Origin of the sequence: Neobacillus mesonae (assembly GCF_023715155.1) — a bacterium.
In the GTDB taxonomy this organism is placed as follows: domain Bacteria; phylum Bacillota; class Bacilli; order Bacillales; family Cytobacillaceae; genus Neobacillus; species Neobacillus mesonae_A.
The window spans coordinates 256,376-271,861 of the sequence record NZ_JAMBNQ010000002.1 but is presented as its reverse complement, the minus strand read 5'-3'; the positions used below and the strand labels follow the sequence as shown (position 1 = coordinate 271,861).

The window sequence follows — 15,486 nt, the reverse complement described above, 5'->3', positions numbered from 1 at the left end:
TTTATTTTAACAAAAGGTGGGTTTGTGGAGCTCCAAAGAAGTCAGGTTTGAAGAGGCAAGGTTTATGAACCCCCAAAGGAGCTGTGTTTGTGAATTGTTTCACTTTTCCGTGGTGTCTAGCCCTTCCCTTTTCAATTATTATATACTATTTCTATACTGCTCAAGAAAGGATATGGATTCGTGACACCTTTTACTGAAAAAGTAATTGAGATGATTAAACATATTCCCCCCGGCAAGGTAATGACGTACGGACAAATTGCCGGTCTTGCCGGGAGCCGGCTTGCTGCCCGCCAGGTAGTCCGCATTCTTCATTCTATGAGCCGTTCCCACAGACTTCCATGGCATCGGGTAGTCAATGCGAAAGGAGTCATCGCCATTCAAGATGATGAATCCCGCAGTGAACAATGGATGTCGCTTGAAGCGGAGGGCGTAGAGGTCGGGCTGCATGGGGTGATTGATTTGGAAAAATATCAGTGGCATCCGGAGGGGGAGGAAATCGGAGAATAGGAATCTTGTATGTGCTCCCTCCAGGAGTTTTTCTTTGTGACCGTGCTGCTTTTTGATCTTCTCATTGGAGCTTTGGCCCTTTTGACTATTGATCGTACTTCTTATAAGTTACATAGTAGATATTAAAGGAGGTAATGAACTTTGAAATTGGTAATGATACTAAGGAATCTTAATTTAGAAGTAGATGTAGAGAAAGATTTGAATTCCTTCAAAGAAAAGGTTAAGGATTTAGATGAGGGTAATTTAATTAAACTAATAAAAGAAACAGTAGAGCTGGACTCTGTACATCTAGATACCGAAGCAGCCATCGTTCTTCAAGATGATTTTAAAAAGGAGCAGCTCGCCAAAAACGAAATCCCAGTTTATATTGGGAGTGAGTTTGAATATAAAGAATATCTCTTAGGTATGCTTTTAATATTAAGGTTTATTGATAAACCTAAAAGACCACCGTTCATTTTTAATATATGTTACTATCCTTTTAAACTAGATAGAGAAGAATTTACTAAAAGGCTGCTTGAGGATATAGGAAACGATGTTTATATTGAATACGTAAAAAGATTCGGTTGGAAAAAGGAGAATCTTATATAAATATAGAGATTCTTTACCAAGCAAATAGCACCGGGGTTTTGCAGCGCGGCAGCTTCCCCTTGAAAGACAGCTAAGAGAGCTCCTCTCAATTACATCCAAGAGGACTTCAGCTCTGCAGTCATCATTTAAGATACTTTAAGAAGCAAGAGCAATGAGTCGAAAAATAGGAAGAAAATAACCATCTTATAAAGTTGTTTTCTTCCCCTTTTCCGAGGGGACATAGAACCTCTTTACGTGACATTTCCCGTCTTCAAAAGGCACGTATAGGGGTTCTAGATGACTGAATCTTTGAAAAAAAGATGTTTCTCGGGCACGTGGACAGGCTCAACTTTACCGTTTTCATTGAAAAAGTTGCTGTTCGGGTACCTAGACCGTCTCTACTTTACCCAATTCTTCAAATGCGGTGCTGTTCGGGCAACTAAATCGCCTTTACTTTACCCAATTCATAGAAAGGGATGCCGTTCGGGCAACTAGAACGCCTCTACTTTACCCAATTCTTCAAATGCGGTGCTGTTCGGGCAACTAAATCGCCTTTACTTTACCCAATTCATAGAAAGGGATGCCGTTCGGGCAACTAGAACGCCTCTACTTTACCCAATTCTTCAAATGCGGTGCTGTTCGGGCAACTAAATCGCCTTTACTTTACCCAATTCATAGAAAGGGATGCCGTTCGAGCAACTAGATCGCTTCTACTTTACCCAATTCTTCAAACGCGGTGCCGTTCGGGCAACTAAATCGCCTCTACTTTACCCAATTCATAGAAAGGGATGCTGTTCGAGCAACTAGATCGCTTCTACTTTACCCAATTCTTCAAACGCGGTGCCGTTCGGGCAACTAGATCGCCTCTACTTTACCCAATTCATCGAATGGGATGCTGTTCGGGCAACTAGACTGCTCCTATTTTCCCGAAACCATGAATAGAAATATGATTCGGGCACGTATAAAACTCACACTCTTTAGCAAAGCACCACCCAGCTTTCCTTTTCCAAAGCCACTAAAAGTACAAAAAAAATAACACCTGCCAACCAGGTGTTATTTTTTAAACACTATTTCCACTTTGTATAAATATTCTTGACCTTTTTCACCGGTATACCAGAGCCGCCGCGTTTTTGGACGTCTTCGACCATCATGGCAATCATTAATTTCGGATTATCTACATTATATCCGACAAACCAGCCGAGCTCTGTTCCGGTTTCGCCCTGCTTCTGCTTGATTTCAGCAGTGCCGGTCTTGCCAGCCAGCGGGTATCCATTGATATCTGCAGCATGGGCTGTGCCGTGGGCATCCCCGACCACCTTCCGCAGGTCTGCGGCGATTAAGGCTGCATGGTCAGGCGATACAACCGCTTTTTGAAGCACCTGTCCAGGTTTGTCGTCCGCCAGTAAAATCGGTTTGATCATATTGCCATTGTTCATAAACGGTGTGTACGCCGACATTAGATGTACAATACTCATTTGGATCTGGCCTTGGCCGTATCCAGAGTCCGCAAGCGCGATATCATTTCCGAGTCCGCCTATTTTAGAGGCCTCGAGCGGATACGCATAATCCAGCTTATTTTCAAAGCCAAACTTTTTCAAACCAGCGGTAAAATTGTCTTTTCCAATCTTCAATGCTGCTTGAGCAAAATAAATGTTATCAGAATATACGAATGCTTTTTCCAAATTGATTGGACTGCCGGAGTGAACCCGTGTTACATAGTAGCCGCCCCATGATTTGTCTTTTTGCCATTTCAAGCCATCGATTTTCACGCCTTCATCCGGCTTAATTGCACCGCTCTCAAGTCCGACCGCCGCGGTGATTGGCTTCATCACTGATCCCGGCGCATAACCTTGGCTGAACCGGGTCAATAAAGGCTTCTGCTTATTTTCCTGCAGTGCCTTCCATTCATCAGTTGAAAAGCCGAGTGTCGCCTGATTCGGATCAAATGAAGGAGTTGATACAAGTGCCAATGTCTCGCCTGACACTGGATTCATCGCCGCTGCTGTTCCAGCTTCCTTGCCCATCTCATTAAAAATAGTTTTCTGCAATTCGGCATCGATGGTCAGTTTAACATCTTTACCATCCACTACCGGCTGTTCTGCCAGTACTTCTTGTGTTCCGTCCGTTTTTTTAATAGAAATGGTTACACCGGTTGTTCCTTTTAACTGTTCATCAAAAACCTGTTCAAGGCCGCGCATGCCGATGACGTCATTTGCGGTATAGCCTTTGTCCTTTAATTTTTCCAGCTTTTCAGCCGTAATCGGTCCTACATAGCCGACCAGCTGTGCCGCAGCCTTACCGTAAGGATAGACCCTTCCTTCGACTTTGCGGGTCTGAACCGGTTCGAGCGCCACGAGCTGTTTGATCCGATCCTTGTCATCCATTGAGATTTTTTTCAGCGGCACAAACATTCCTTCCTGTACCCAGCTGGCATCAAGCGTTTTGTTAATCTCTTCAGGGGTCATTTGTAAAAGCTTGGCCAGCGGCTCCAGCACGGAGTTATCCAATTTTCCAGCGACAACCCCCACTTCGTACACCTGGCCGTTTGCTGCCAAGGCACTGCCGGAGCGGTCCAGAATTTCTCCCCGCTTTGGCTTGACAGTGCTCAAGCTGATTTTGTCTCCCTCTTTTAGCTGTGGAAAAATAAACCCGGTATTCCAATCAACGAACCAATTTTTCTTTTTCTCTTTTTCTTCCTTCTTCAGATTGGCTTTATAGTCAAATGAAATCGGTCCTGCAATGCTGTTCATTTTTGCCGTAAAAGAATATTGGGCTTTTTCCTCCTTGCCCTGCTTATCTTCCTTTGGCTTCTTAAAATTTAGCTTAAGGTCGGAAATCTCCAAATCACTGTAAATTTTTTCATAACGGCTTGTAAATTCCTCTTTAGAGATTTTCTTTTTCGCACTGGCCGAAAGGTAGTCATACATCTGATCAAACTTTTGTTTATTCCATAAATCTATGTATTCCGCGAAACGGTCCTGTGGCTGCGGCTCTTTACTGCAGCCTGCAAACACCAAAACCATTACTGCAGCAAGCAGCAGACCCATAAATTTCTTCACTTCGTAACCCCCCTCTAAAAATCTTTACAACCATTCTAACACACACAATTGGGTTCAAGCATCTTACAAAGGCTTTCAATAACATACCTTTCCCAAAAACAGTCCACCCTAAAAAAGTATAAAACTGTCCTCACCGCGTCCCGAATCATGTCCGCGGTGGTGTCAGGCACCATGTTGGAGCTTTACATACGAACCGCCGCCTTACCCTAAAAAAGACAAAAAAAAGAGGAAAGATGTCTTCCCCTTCCCCTTTGTTACAGTATTGCTTTTATATTGTCATGTGAATCGAATTAGTGACTGTCGTCATTTCTCAGCAGTCGCCGATTATGAGTTTGTGCTCTCTGTTGTGTTGGTAGACTCGCCTTCATCAGATGGCTTACTGTCATCAATGGACTTGCCGTCATCAGTAGACTTTTCATCTTCAATTGACTGACTGTCATCTTCAGTTGACTTGTCGCTATCAATTGACTTGTTGTCATCTAAAGACTTTGCTGGGTCTTCCATCTTTTTCTGTTCAGCTGCAGGTGTTTCCGTTGATTTTTTATCTTCAGATACTTTTTCTTGAACTAAAGAACTTACAGGTTTGTTAAAGAATTCAGTTGGGTTTACTGCTACACCATCTTTGCGGATTTCAAAGTGAACGTGTGTACCAGCCTTTTCATTGAACAAGCTTTGTCCAGCTTTTGCAAGAACATCACCTTGTTTTACAACGTCGCCTTCTTCAACTTGAATGTCTTTCACAGATTGATATTGTGTTACAATACCATTATCGTGTTCGATTTCAATTACGTTTCCAAGAACCGCATCAGCATCATCAACACGGACTACTTTTCCGCTTAAAGACGCAGTAACATCAAATGTTTTGCCGTCTGGCATTGTGAGATCCACACCAGTGTTTGGCGAATACGTATTATTGTAAAATACGAGTGCTGCTTCCTGATCTTCTGCTTTTCCATTAAAATCATAGAATTTCGTTTTAATTACAGCAGAGTCAGCCTTTGCCACTGGCATTTTGAAGTTTTCCAATGCTTTGTTAACTTCCACTGCAGGCGGGTTCTTTTTGCCGGTTAAATCAGTAGACTTGTAATCATACTTGTCCGTATTATTTGCGGCAGATTGATACCAAAGAACTCCTGTTAAAATGATTGCTGCACTTGCGATATAAATGGCTGGAAACACCCAACGCTTTTTAAAGAAGCGTTTTACTTTTGAACCTTGAGAAGATCGATTGTTTTCCTCTCTCATTTTCATCACCTCAGCAATCATTCTGAACAGATAACTAGAATTATATACACAAGTCATGAAAAATTTTTTATTTTTTGACAGTGCAGCGATTTTTATGCATGATATCGGAAAAATTTTTTTAGGAGGAGCTTTTATGAGAAGTTTTTTAAAATGGGGGCTTCGGGTTTTGCCTTTATTGTATATGGCAATCATTTGGATTCAATCAAGCCTGCCCTCAGACCAATTCGTCGAGCTGCCCGACTCAAAGCTTGACCACACAATCAAGGAATCCCTTCATTTAATTGAGTTTGCGATTTTATATGTGCTGCTTGTGCTTGCTTTTTTAACAAGAAAGCGTTCCTTTACAACCGGATTGAATCTGGCCTGTGCGATTTTTGCCGGATTGTACGGAATCAGTGACGAAATCCATCAATCTTTTTATCCCTACCGTTCTTCGTCATTATTTGACTTAGTAAAGGACTTTACCGGAATCGCTGTATGCTTTTATTTTATCCGCGGGGCGTTGTTCGGCGGGAAGTTTGCCGGGGTAAGGAGGATGCTTGGCCGGGTTCGCGGGCTTGAGGGCTGATTAAAGTACAAGGAAAGATGTATTGCGGGCAATGGAAGGACGCTGGATTGAGGTTTTCATGAAAAAGCACTTTCGCGGGCAATGGAGAGGCGCTGGAGTGACCGTTTTTCATGGAAAAGCTCTTTCGCGGGCAATGGAGGGCGCTGGAGTGACCGTATCTCATGAAAAAAACTTTTTGCGGGCAATGGAGGGCCGCTGGAGTGACCTTTTTTCATGAAAAAGCTCTTTCGCGGGCAATGGAGGGCCACTGGATTGACCGTTTTTCATGAAAAAGCACTTTTACGGGCAATGGAGAGTCGCTGGATTGACCGCTTTTCATGATAAAGCTCTTTCGCGGGTAATGGAGGCCGGCTGGAGTGACCTTTTTTCATGAAAAAACTCTTTCGCGGGCAATGGAGGGCGGCTGGATTGACCGTTTTTCATGAAAAAACTCTTTCGCGGGCAATGGAGGCCGGCTGGATTGACCGCTTTTCATGATAAAGCTCTTTCGCGGGCAATGGAGGGGCGCTGGATTGACCGTTTTTCATGAAAAAACTCCTTTGCGGGCAATGGAGAGTCGCTGGATTGACCGCTTTTCATGATAAAGCTCTTTCGCGGGTAATGGAGAGTCGCTGGATTGACCGTTTTTCATGAAAAAGCTCTTTCGCGGGTAATGGAGGCCGGCTGGATTGACCGTTTTTCATGAAAAAACTCTTTCGCCGGCAATGGAGGGCCACTGGATTGACTGCATTTCATGCAATCCACGAAAAAGTATAATTGTAATTTCAACAGCACCAAAAAGCCAGGCTTTACGTTAGCCTGGCTCTTTTATTATTTCTGTGCTGTCACGGTTGCGAGCATGTTGTTGGCAGATTTGATTTGGACGCCTTTGTAGTAGTGCTGAACAATTTCTTTATAGTCTTTGCCTTCCTCAGCCATTCCGTTGGCGCCGTATTGGCTCATACCGACGCCGTGGCCAAATCCTTTAGTGGTGATCAGGATACTTCCGCCCTTCCGTTCCCAAGAGAAGTCCGTTGATCGCAAGCCAAGTTTTTCACGGATGTCTTTGCCAGTTAGTATTTTCCCGTTAAAATCAACCTTGGCTACGCGCTTGCCTTCTGTCCTGGCGATGATTTTCCCAATTGTACCTCCTGAACCAATGTTCACGCCGAGCTTGGATTCAAATTGGCTGACAGGTATCTGTTCTTTGTGAATGAATTTTTCCGTCCCTTTATCCCAAGGACTTGAGACGCTTTTTAGGTATGGAATGGAGCCTCCCCAGTAGTCTTCTGAGCTTTCCGTGTAGCCGTTGCTGGTGGAAAAAAATAGTGCGTCAATTGGTTTTTCCTTATAGGTTAAAATTTGTCCGCTGGTCGAACGAACAGCTTCCACTATCTTTTTCTTTTTCCAGGTGTAATCCTTGCCCCAATCCCTTCGCTGCTCTGCATCGTTTTTATATACTTGATGGATGGTGGTATCGGTTACGGTCGCTCCTTTAGGGACACCCAGCTGATCCTTGCTTATCAACCGGTTGACTATGTAGGTTCTTGCTGCAAGTGCCTGGGCCTTAAGAGCTTCTTCATTAAAATCAGCCGGCATCTCTGCCGCTACCACACCGACAAGATAATCTTCCAGCTGTACTTTTTCAATTTTAGATTTACCCGAACGATATACAGCAACTTCGACAGCCGGATCCTTTGAGGCAGAAGCAGAGGCCGTCTTGCTGGCAGCAGGCTTGCTTTTGGCTGCGAGTTCCTCCCCTAATTTGCCGCTCGCTTTCCCATCGGAAAACGGCAGTACCAGCACGGCTGGTATCACTAGAGTCAAGGCAAAGAGAATTGATGCGAGTACGAAGAGTGGTTTGTATTTTTTCATGAATGTGCCTCCAGAATGCAAATTCACAGCCGGAGCCCCGCCCGGATGTGTTTCAATTAATACATATGGAGACGGACAAGCATTTATTACAAATTTTTAGGGTGGGGGACGGATTGTTTTAGCGGTATTTTGATGAGCACGAAGCCTTTATAGGAATGGATAAGCAGTTCCGATAATGTGGAGAATATCTAAAACCACAACACAAATAACATAAGAATTCGTTGCATGAATAACAAGTTATTAACAATATAACTAGCACACAAAAAAGCTCTTTAATATGGAAAAGTTGTACAAGTCGTTAAACGCTAAGGCAAGTTTTATAAATAGGCGGAGAAATTTCCCTTAAGTAACAAAAAACACTGAAAATAGCTAAAATAGACGGAGGGTTTCCGCCTATTGACTCGAAAAATGTGAAAATAGGTAATTTTGCTTTGGATAAGCGGAAATCCTCCCCTTATATTCCGCGAAACGAGCTCTATTCTGCATATAGCGGAAAAAACTCCGCTTATTTTACCTTCGCCGGTTACCCAATTATGGATTAGACTACTTATGTTTCAAAAAAACCAAGTGAACCTCAGTAAAAAACAACCTAGCCAATTGCATAGGAATTAACAAGTAATTAGCACAGCACATTGAAAACAACTATTGTCAATATGTTTTTTAGGCTGCGATTTTGTCTCCTATTTAACATGCTGTTTGGTATGTTTCTCCACCGAAACGGAACTACTTAAGGAATGGAAACGGGGCTTTTTTATAATGGTTAGTTTTATGGAAATGGGGAACGGGTTTTTTCACCTTGTTCTGTTCTCAAGAACCCTTTATGAGAACAGCGAGCGGATTTTTTCGCCTTGTTCTGTCCTTATGAACCTTTTATAAGAACTATGAACGGAATTTTCATCCCTGCCCAGTCCTCATGACCCTTTATGAGAACAGAATACGAGAATACGAAATTCCCTACCCTGTTCTGTCCTCATAAACAATTTTAAAAATAATCACCAGAGCTAATTATCCGCCTAAAGAAAACAGGACCCGCATTCTCCGGGCCCTGTTGCTTTGGTTGTTTCTTTTATAAAGCTTTTACGCATTTAGATCTGTAACATATTTCGGAAATTCGACGAAAGTTTCTTCTTCTTCTTTCACGCGTTCGATGTCTGCACCTAATGCGGCTAGTTTTTCGTGGAAGTTCACGTACCCGCGGTCTAGGTGTTTTAATTCTGTTACACGTGTTACACCCTCAGCAACAAGTCCGGTGAGAATTAAGGCAGCTGCTGCCCGAAGGTCGGTTGCTGATACCTCTGCTCCCTGTAAATCAGAAGGACCATTTAGTATAACGGAACGTCCTTCAATTTTAATATCGGCATTCATCCGGCGGAATTCTTCCACATGCATGAATCGATTTTCAAAAACCGTTTCAGTAATCATGGAAGTTCCTTCTGCCCGAAGCAATAGCGCCATCATTTGTGATTGCATATCCGTTGGGAACCCAGGATGCGGCATCGTTTTAATATCGACTGCTTTCATGTGGTCTGTGCCGATAACTCGAATACCTTCCTCTTCCTCAATAATCGTAATGCCCATTTCCTCCATTTTCGCAATTAAGGAGGATAAATGTTCAGGGACTGCCCCTTGAACCAATACATTTCCGCCGGTAATCGCAGCAGCAACCATGAAAGTGCCTGCTTCGATACGGTCTGGAATAATATTATGGTCGGCGCCGAATAACATATCTACGCCCTCAATTCGAAGAGTACCGGTACCGGCACCTTTCACGCGGGCGCCCATTTTATTTAAAAAGTTCGCTAAATCGACGATCTCTGGTTCTTTTGCGACGTTTTCGATGATGGTGGTGCCCTTTGCAAGAGAGGCTGCCATCATAATGTTTTCCGTTGCTCCAACACTTGGGAAGTCTAAATAAATCTTTGCTCCCTGAAGGCGGCCCTCTACCTCCGCCTCGATAAAGCCATTTCCAACTTTCACTTTGGCACCCATGGCTTCAAAGCCTTTTAGATGCTGGTCAATTGGCCGGGATCCAATTGCACAGCCGCCAGGCAATGCCACGCGGGCACGGCCGTTTCGAGCGAGCAACGATCCCATTACTAATACAGATGCGCGCATTTTTCGAACATATTCGAATGGCGCTTCTTCCTTTAACACTCTAGATGCATCTACCATGATGGTATTATTGTCAAAGTTCACTTCTGCATTTAAATTGCGTAGTACTTCATTAATTGTGTATACATCGGAGAGTGTAGGTACATCACGTATTACACTTTTTCCGTCACTTGCTAATAATGTTGCAGCGATAACAGGCAGGACGGCGTTTTTTGCGCCTTCAACTTTTACCGTTCCATAAAGCCTTTGTCCGCCGCGGACGATGATCTTTTCCAAGAGTATTCCCCTCCGCGTCCATTTTCTCTATATTAATATTCAATCGTAATAATAGGTGTTCCTACTATAATGGTTGTCCCTTCGCCCAATCCTTCGGAACGCGCACCAATTTGTACATTCATGTCATTTATTGATTCTGTAAACATGGGTGATGCAGCAGACACCGATATGAATTTCTCCTCTTTTAGGGACTCGATTTCCTTTGCTTTAAAACTTGATAATAAATGATTCACTTTTTTGCTTAAAACTGTATCAATCTTATCACTGACAACGCCTTTCATACAAGAAAAAACTGTCGGTTTTCCCCGAAATATGCCAGATAGCTTATCTTTAAATTCTTCGGTGGTGAAATAGTCCTTTGTCGACTGATTCCATTCTTCTCCGCTTACACGATATACTATATACGCATTAATAGGTTGTTTTGTGCGGGTAGCCATAATTTGAAGCATTTCTTTGTGGTGTTCAGATGTTGGAGATACAGCTGTAAGTTCCCATGATTGGCTTGTTTCTTTAATGGTCCAATTCCAATCAGGAAACTTTCGTTGAAGCCTATCCGCGTATTCCTGCACTTCTTTTTCACTTGTAAAGCCTGTTAATTGTTCACGTGCATAAAACGACCAATTTTTAAGCAAAATATGTTCGGCTTGTAAAACGGTGCCGATTTTTGCTAAGTCCTGAACGCCTTCTGCTGAAAAAAGTGTTCCGCCTTTGCCTTGAGCCTTTTTTTGAAAAAAAGCTCCGCTGGCATCTGCTTTTTCGGTTTGAAACAAATTCAGACCCTTGACTGCCTCGGTGTACTGGTTCCCAATCACAAACGGTAAAAAAATAATAACTGTTATCAGGCATAAAAAAAATGTACGATATCTTTTCATCTCTGCTTCTCTCCCTTATTACCAGTATTTCCAAGGAGAAAGAGAGCATACTTGGGAATTATCGTCACTTTTTGACAACAGCATTTTATACGATTTTACATTGTCATATGTTAGATTTATTTTATGTGACAAAATGAAACCCTTTTTTATGTAAAAAGAGCCTGCAAACAAATTTTTCACACAAACTAGATTGTACTCAATTTGCATGAGTTTGGGAACATATATTTAGACCTAAATTTTTACCAATTTTCTTTTTTATCCCACATTAACGGCAGTAACCCCCTTCAAACTTTATACAAATTGAGAGTATAAGTGCCTGTAAATGCCTGATTGGTTCAACTAACAGTCGGCGGTGGGTGGAAAAGACCCACTAATTGAAGTTGCACTTTATTGAAAAATTAAAGGCAGTTGTCTTGACCATTGCAAATAGTCAAGGAAGAAATTACTAACAGATGATCCAATGAAAATGGCTAATACTATGTATAGCAATCGTGCCTGAAATACGCGGTTAGGTCTTAGAAGTTTCTCTAGGTTAATCGCCTGCAAGGCCCACCAGGCAACAGCGATAAACACCAGATGTGATAAAATACTAACCAGCGCAACCTGCCCAAAATCATTAACCATACTGCTACCTCCTTTTTCCTAATCCATTCTATCACATAGACGTCAAAAAGTCCTGAAAGTTTCCTACATTTGGTAAATTTTAGAAAAATTAAAACCTGCTGTTGATATTGGTGGATTATGGTAAACAACTTTTGAGTTATCGAGGACTGTTATTTGATGAATTTTATAAGGAGGGTTGGTTGGGGGAGTTGTATTTCGAGAACTTGCTATGAATCAATAAGTAAGGATTATGTGACCGTACCGGTGATTGGGTGGAGAGACTGGCTGGTCATACAGAATTTCTATACATTACCAGTTTACATAGATATGCTCATTTTGGGTCACGTAGACCTCCTCTATGTTACCCATCCATTCCGGTTTTTTCAACTTCGGCATGTAAACTCCTTTTACGTTTCCAGCTCATTCTTATTCCTCCGCCTTCAGTCACGTAGACCCCTGCTACGTTTCCAGACCATTCTTCTACGTTTCCAGCCCATTCTCATTTTTTCGCTTCTGGGCATGTAGATTCCTTCTACGTGACCGAAGAAAAGAAATAATCCTGCCTTCGGTCACATTGCCTTCCAATCATACCGATGCTTTAGGCTCCAGCTCTTTTGTTTTTCGTTTTTTCTTAAAAAACCGCCGCTCTATATAATAAACCGGTATAATGATGGCTGCCCAAATGGCAAAGTAGTTGAGGATTACGAGAAATGGGCTGCTGCTGCGTCCATGTCCTTCTCTTCCATGAAATTCCCCTTCTCGGCCATCTTCACTAAAAATCCTTTGAGGGGGTGCCGCAACATCCCCGGTCCCATTATGGTCAAATTGCTCAAATTGTTCAAAACGTCCCTGTTTGAAATGATCCGGAGCCGGACCAGAGGTTGAAGAAACCCATTGCATCCCGCCGGCCAAAATGGCCAGTGACAAAACCACCGATGCCAAAACACCCTTCCGAAGTTTTCCTTCCTTCGTTTTAAATGCCTTTTTACAAATACTCATGATCCATTGCCAATGTACGGCAATATGAAGGCCTGCCAAAGCAACCGCGGCATCAGCCGATAACCCATGGAGCCCGCGAAGCGATCGGCCTCCTTGAACGGCCAGGTCTGGTAAAACCACCCTTGAAATCAATATCCCGGTTATTATGACAGTGGCCATTGAAAGTAAGAGCAAGATATTCAGCAGAAAACTAAATCTTGTTTTTCCAGCGAGCTTAGGGTTGAAAATCTTTTTGGTTGTATTGATTACCCAGCGGTAGTTCAACCCGATATGGACGAGAATCACTACTCCTATCACAAGTCCCGCAATTTCATGAAACGGCAGCCCGTTTAATACCCTTGGATTCATCAGCAGCACAAACGTAACCGCCATCAGCAAATCAAGTACAATCTTTATATAATTCTTTTTCATAAGATTTCCTCCTAATAAAACATCTCAACTAACTGTTTTTTATTTTATTGGGGCAACCTTAAGAAATCCTTAAGTTTTAAAAACGACTTTTAAGAAAAAATTTCTCCCAAATCACTCCAAATTTTCCCTCCATGGACAAGCGCCGATGCTTTCCTGCTGTATGTAAAATATCATATTAAAACAAATACAACTGAAAAGCGGTGAAATAGTTGGGACTTAGATGTGATTGTGAGATTTCGGTGATGGATTGCCCACTCATTGCAGAGGCGACCCCTGGAGTGAATCAGGCAGTTTTTCTTGTAAATGTCATGGGAGCTTGCGAGAATTGTATCGTCAGCTGTGATATCGCACCAGATACTATTGGGGCTTCATGCGAGTTAAGCGTTTTTCGTGGAGGTTACTATCCCCCGGGGAACCCAATTCCGGTCGATCAGGGTGAAACCATTATAAATGCAACTTTTACTTTCAACGAATGTCCTCCCCCTGACGTGCCTATCACTGTAACTGTAACAGTTGAATGCTTTGATCCATTTGGAGTACGTACCTGCATGGATTCAGCACAATGTGTAATTAGCAGCTGTGTGTTGCCATAACTACTATATAATAGGTCACCGGCATCCGTTGCTTTACGCTAAAAGTGTATTAATATCTAAAAAAGGGTGCCCAGCACATAATGCCTGACACCCTTTTTCTATTATCTTTTAAGCCTCATTGACCTTCAATTCTGCAGATTCTCTTTTTTTTCCATGCATGAAGTAATAAAGAACCGCGCATACAAGAGCAATGATGGCCATAATCAAGTAAAGCTTACGATAGCCGGTCAGCGGGATGATGTAGCCGATCACATATGGACCGAATCCCAAGCCGGCATCCAGTGCGATAAAGTACGTTGATGTGGCCAATCCCATTCGCTCAAGCGGTGTTACTTTCACGGCAATGGCCTGTGAACAAGATTGGATATTTCCGAACCCAAATCCAATTAGAACAGCGGCAAGTAAGAAAATCACACCGTTTGATGCTGTGCTTAATAAGAATAATCCTGCTGCAAAAAGAATAAAAGTTGGGTACATCACAGAGTTGGCGCCTTTTACGTCCATTAACCGACCCGTAACTGGGCGTGATACTAAAATGGCTATGGCATAGACAATAAAGAAAAAGCTGGCCACGTTGACAAGATTAATTTCAATGGCATAGAAGTTAATAAAAGATAAGACACTTGAGTAGCCAATGCTTGCAATCATAGTAACCAATGCAATCGGCAGCGCTTTGGGTTCAATATAGTTGGAAATCTTGAATCCTCTCGTAACCGCTGCTTTTTTGCCAGATGTTTTTACTTCCGGCACTTTCATAAACAGTGCAATGATAAAGCTGATGACGCCTAATGCTAAACAAAAACTAAAGATAACGAAGTAGCTTGTATGCTGACTCATGAATAAACCGATGAAAGGTCCGATAGCTGTAGCTAATGTGGTGCTCATGCTGTAGTAGCCAATCCCTTCACCTTTGCGTTCAGCTGGAATAATCTGGGCAACAATGGTGCCTGTTGCAGTGCTGGCTACTCCAAGTGCTAAACCATGCACTAAACGGGTAAACAGTAAAAAGGAAATCCCTGAATCAATGAAATATAAGCAAGATGTCAAAATAAAAAAGATAAGACCGAATAACATCGTTTTCCGATTGCCGACTGATTCAATAATGCGGCCAATGGCGAGACGCCCGATTAAGGTTCCAATAATGAAAATACCTGTCGCAAGACCCGCCTGAGCTTCACTGGCGTGATAGTGATCGACGGCGTAAACCGCGATGGTCACCAATAACAAATAAAAGACTAAGTACAAGAAAAAGTTTGCAGCCGAGATAATAATAAAATCCTTCGTCCACAATTTTGGTCTTGCCTGATCCAAACTCTCCATCTCCCTATAACTTTATATTTTTTCGTATTTCATCCATCACTGTGATGGCTGTTAGCTGATCTTCTTCCGAAATCCCCTGTAGAATTTCTTCTTCATATTGATCAACTGTCATGCGGACTGCTTGATACAACTGTCTTCCAGACTCCGTCAATTGCATCCGTTTTTCGCGTCTATCCTTTCCAGGCACCTGTTCAACATAACCTAATTCTTCCAATTGATTAATGGTCCTGGTAATGGTCGGCTTTTCCACACCCTGGTAGTTGGAAAGTTCAACCAGCGTGGAGGAGCCGAAGTTTTCCAAATAATAAATAATCGTCCATTGCGCCCTGTGCAGATCATGTTTATTAAGCTCTACATTTAATCTTTTTTCAAATGGACGATAGAGCATTAACAGTTGATAAAAAAATTTTTGGGATACTTTAATATAGATCACCGCCTAAATAGTTACCAATGGTAACAGTTATCAAAAGCAACTATCTAACGATAACAGAGTCGTTCAA

At 42.5% G+C, this 15,486-nt stretch carries 14 protein-coding genes; 5 read left to right on the top strand and 9 right to left on the bottom strand.

The annotated features are described in order from the left end of the window. Positions 1 to 180: 180 nt before the first annotated feature. Entirely contained in the window at positions 181 to 507 is a 327-nt protein-coding gene (locus tag M3183_RS04180) for an MGMT family protein (RefSeq protein ID WP_251466788.1), read from the top strand. Between the two features lie 141 nt (positions 508 to 648). Then, positions 649 to 1,095 (top strand): hypothetical protein, encoded by a 447-nt coding sequence (locus tag M3183_RS04175; protein ID WP_251466786.1) that lies wholly within the window; start codon positions 649 to 651, stop codon positions 1,093 to 1,095. A 1,046-nt stretch (positions 1,096 to 2,141) separates the two neighbouring features. On the opposite strand, the gene M3183_RS04170 is transcribed toward M3183_RS04175, so the two are convergent. Together M3183_RS04170 and M3183_RS04165 are read right to left on the bottom strand one after the other, a co-directional pair. After that, positions 2,142 to 4,133, bottom strand: a complete 1,992-nt coding sequence (locus tag M3183_RS04170; RefSeq protein ID WP_251466784.1) for a penicillin-binding transpeptidase domain-containing protein — start codon at positions 4,131 to 4,133, stop codon at positions 2,142 to 2,144. A gap of 324 nt (positions 4,134 to 4,457) precedes the next feature. Continuing rightward, complete coding sequence (locus tag M3183_RS04165; RefSeq protein ID WP_251466782.1) at positions 4,458 to 5,378, bottom strand: M23 family metallopeptidase; 921 nt, start codon at positions 5,376 to 5,378, stop codon at positions 4,458 to 4,460. Between the two features lie 133 nt (positions 5,379 to 5,511). Here M3183_RS04165 and M3183_RS04160 point away from each other — a divergent pair, with 133 nt between their 5' ends. Both M3183_RS04160 and M3183_RS04155 read left to right on the top strand, forming a co-directional pair. Beyond that, complete coding sequence (locus M3183_RS04160; protein WP_251466780.1) at positions 5,512 to 5,946, top strand: VanZ family protein; 435 nt, start codon at positions 5,512 to 5,514, stop codon at positions 5,944 to 5,946. Positions 5,947 to 5,977: 31 nt separating this feature from the next. Beyond that, positions 5,978 to 6,163 (top strand): hypothetical protein, encoded by a 186-nt coding sequence (locus M3183_RS04155; RefSeq protein ID WP_251466778.1) that lies wholly within the window; start codon positions 5,978 to 5,980, stop codon positions 6,161 to 6,163. A 593-nt stretch (positions 6,164 to 6,756) separates the two neighbouring features. Here M3183_RS04155 and spoIID read toward each other — a convergent pair. The 5 genes from spoIID to M3183_RS04130 all read right to left on the bottom strand — a co-directional run bounded on the left by spoIID (position 6,757) and on the right by M3183_RS04130 (position 13,073). Then, complete coding sequence (gene spoIID / locus M3183_RS04150) at positions 6,757 to 7,800, bottom strand: stage II sporulation protein D (RefSeq protein WP_251466776.1); 1,044 nt, start codon at positions 7,798 to 7,800, stop codon at positions 6,757 to 6,759. Between the two features lie 1,077 nt (positions 7,801 to 8,877). Beyond that, positions 8,878 to 10,188, bottom strand: coding sequence for a UDP-N-acetylglucosamine 1-carboxyvinyltransferase (gene murA, locus M3183_RS04145; RefSeq protein ID WP_251466774.1), 1,311 nt, complete (start codon positions 10,186 to 10,188; stop codon positions 8,878 to 8,880). A 32-nt stretch (positions 10,189 to 10,220) separates the two neighbouring features. Further along, entirely contained in the window at positions 10,221 to 11,060 is an 840-nt protein-coding gene (locus tag M3183_RS04140; RefSeq protein WP_251466772.1) for a YwmB family TATA-box binding protein, read from the bottom strand. Between the two features lie 387 nt (positions 11,061 to 11,447). After that, positions 11,448 to 11,684 carry a DUF1146 family protein gene (locus M3183_RS04135; RefSeq protein ID WP_251466771.1) on the bottom strand — a complete coding sequence of 79 codons (237 nt, stop codon included), beginning with the start codon at positions 11,682 to 11,684 and terminating at the stop codon, positions 11,448 to 11,450. A 564-nt stretch (positions 11,685 to 12,248) separates the two neighbouring features. Beyond that, positions 12,249 to 13,073 (bottom strand): DUF4405 domain-containing protein, encoded by an 825-nt coding sequence (locus M3183_RS04130; protein WP_251466769.1) that lies wholly within the window; start codon positions 13,071 to 13,073, stop codon positions 12,249 to 12,251. Positions 13,074 to 13,315: 242 nt separating this feature from the next. Between M3183_RS04130 and M3183_RS04125 the strand changes: the two genes are divergently transcribed. Then, a complete protein-coding gene (locus M3183_RS04125) occupies positions 13,316 to 13,666 on the top strand; it encodes a hypothetical protein (RefSeq protein WP_251466767.1) in 351 nt (116 codons plus the stop codon). A 108-nt stretch (positions 13,667 to 13,774) separates the two neighbouring features. On the opposite strand, the gene M3183_RS04120 is transcribed toward M3183_RS04125, so the two are convergent. Both M3183_RS04120 and M3183_RS04115 read right to left on the bottom strand, forming a co-directional pair. Next, positions 13,775 to 14,977 carry an MFS transporter gene (locus tag M3183_RS04120; RefSeq protein ID WP_251466764.1) on the bottom strand — a complete coding sequence of 401 codons (1,203 nt, stop codon included), beginning with the start codon at positions 14,975 to 14,977 and terminating at the stop codon, positions 13,775 to 13,777. A 13-nt stretch (positions 14,978 to 14,990) separates the two neighbouring features. Continuing rightward, positions 14,991 to 15,410, bottom strand: a complete 420-nt coding sequence (locus tag M3183_RS04115) for a MarR family winged helix-turn-helix transcriptional regulator (protein WP_251466904.1) — start codon at positions 15,408 to 15,410, stop codon at positions 14,991 to 14,993. Positions 15,411 to 15,486 lie beyond the last annotated feature (76 nt).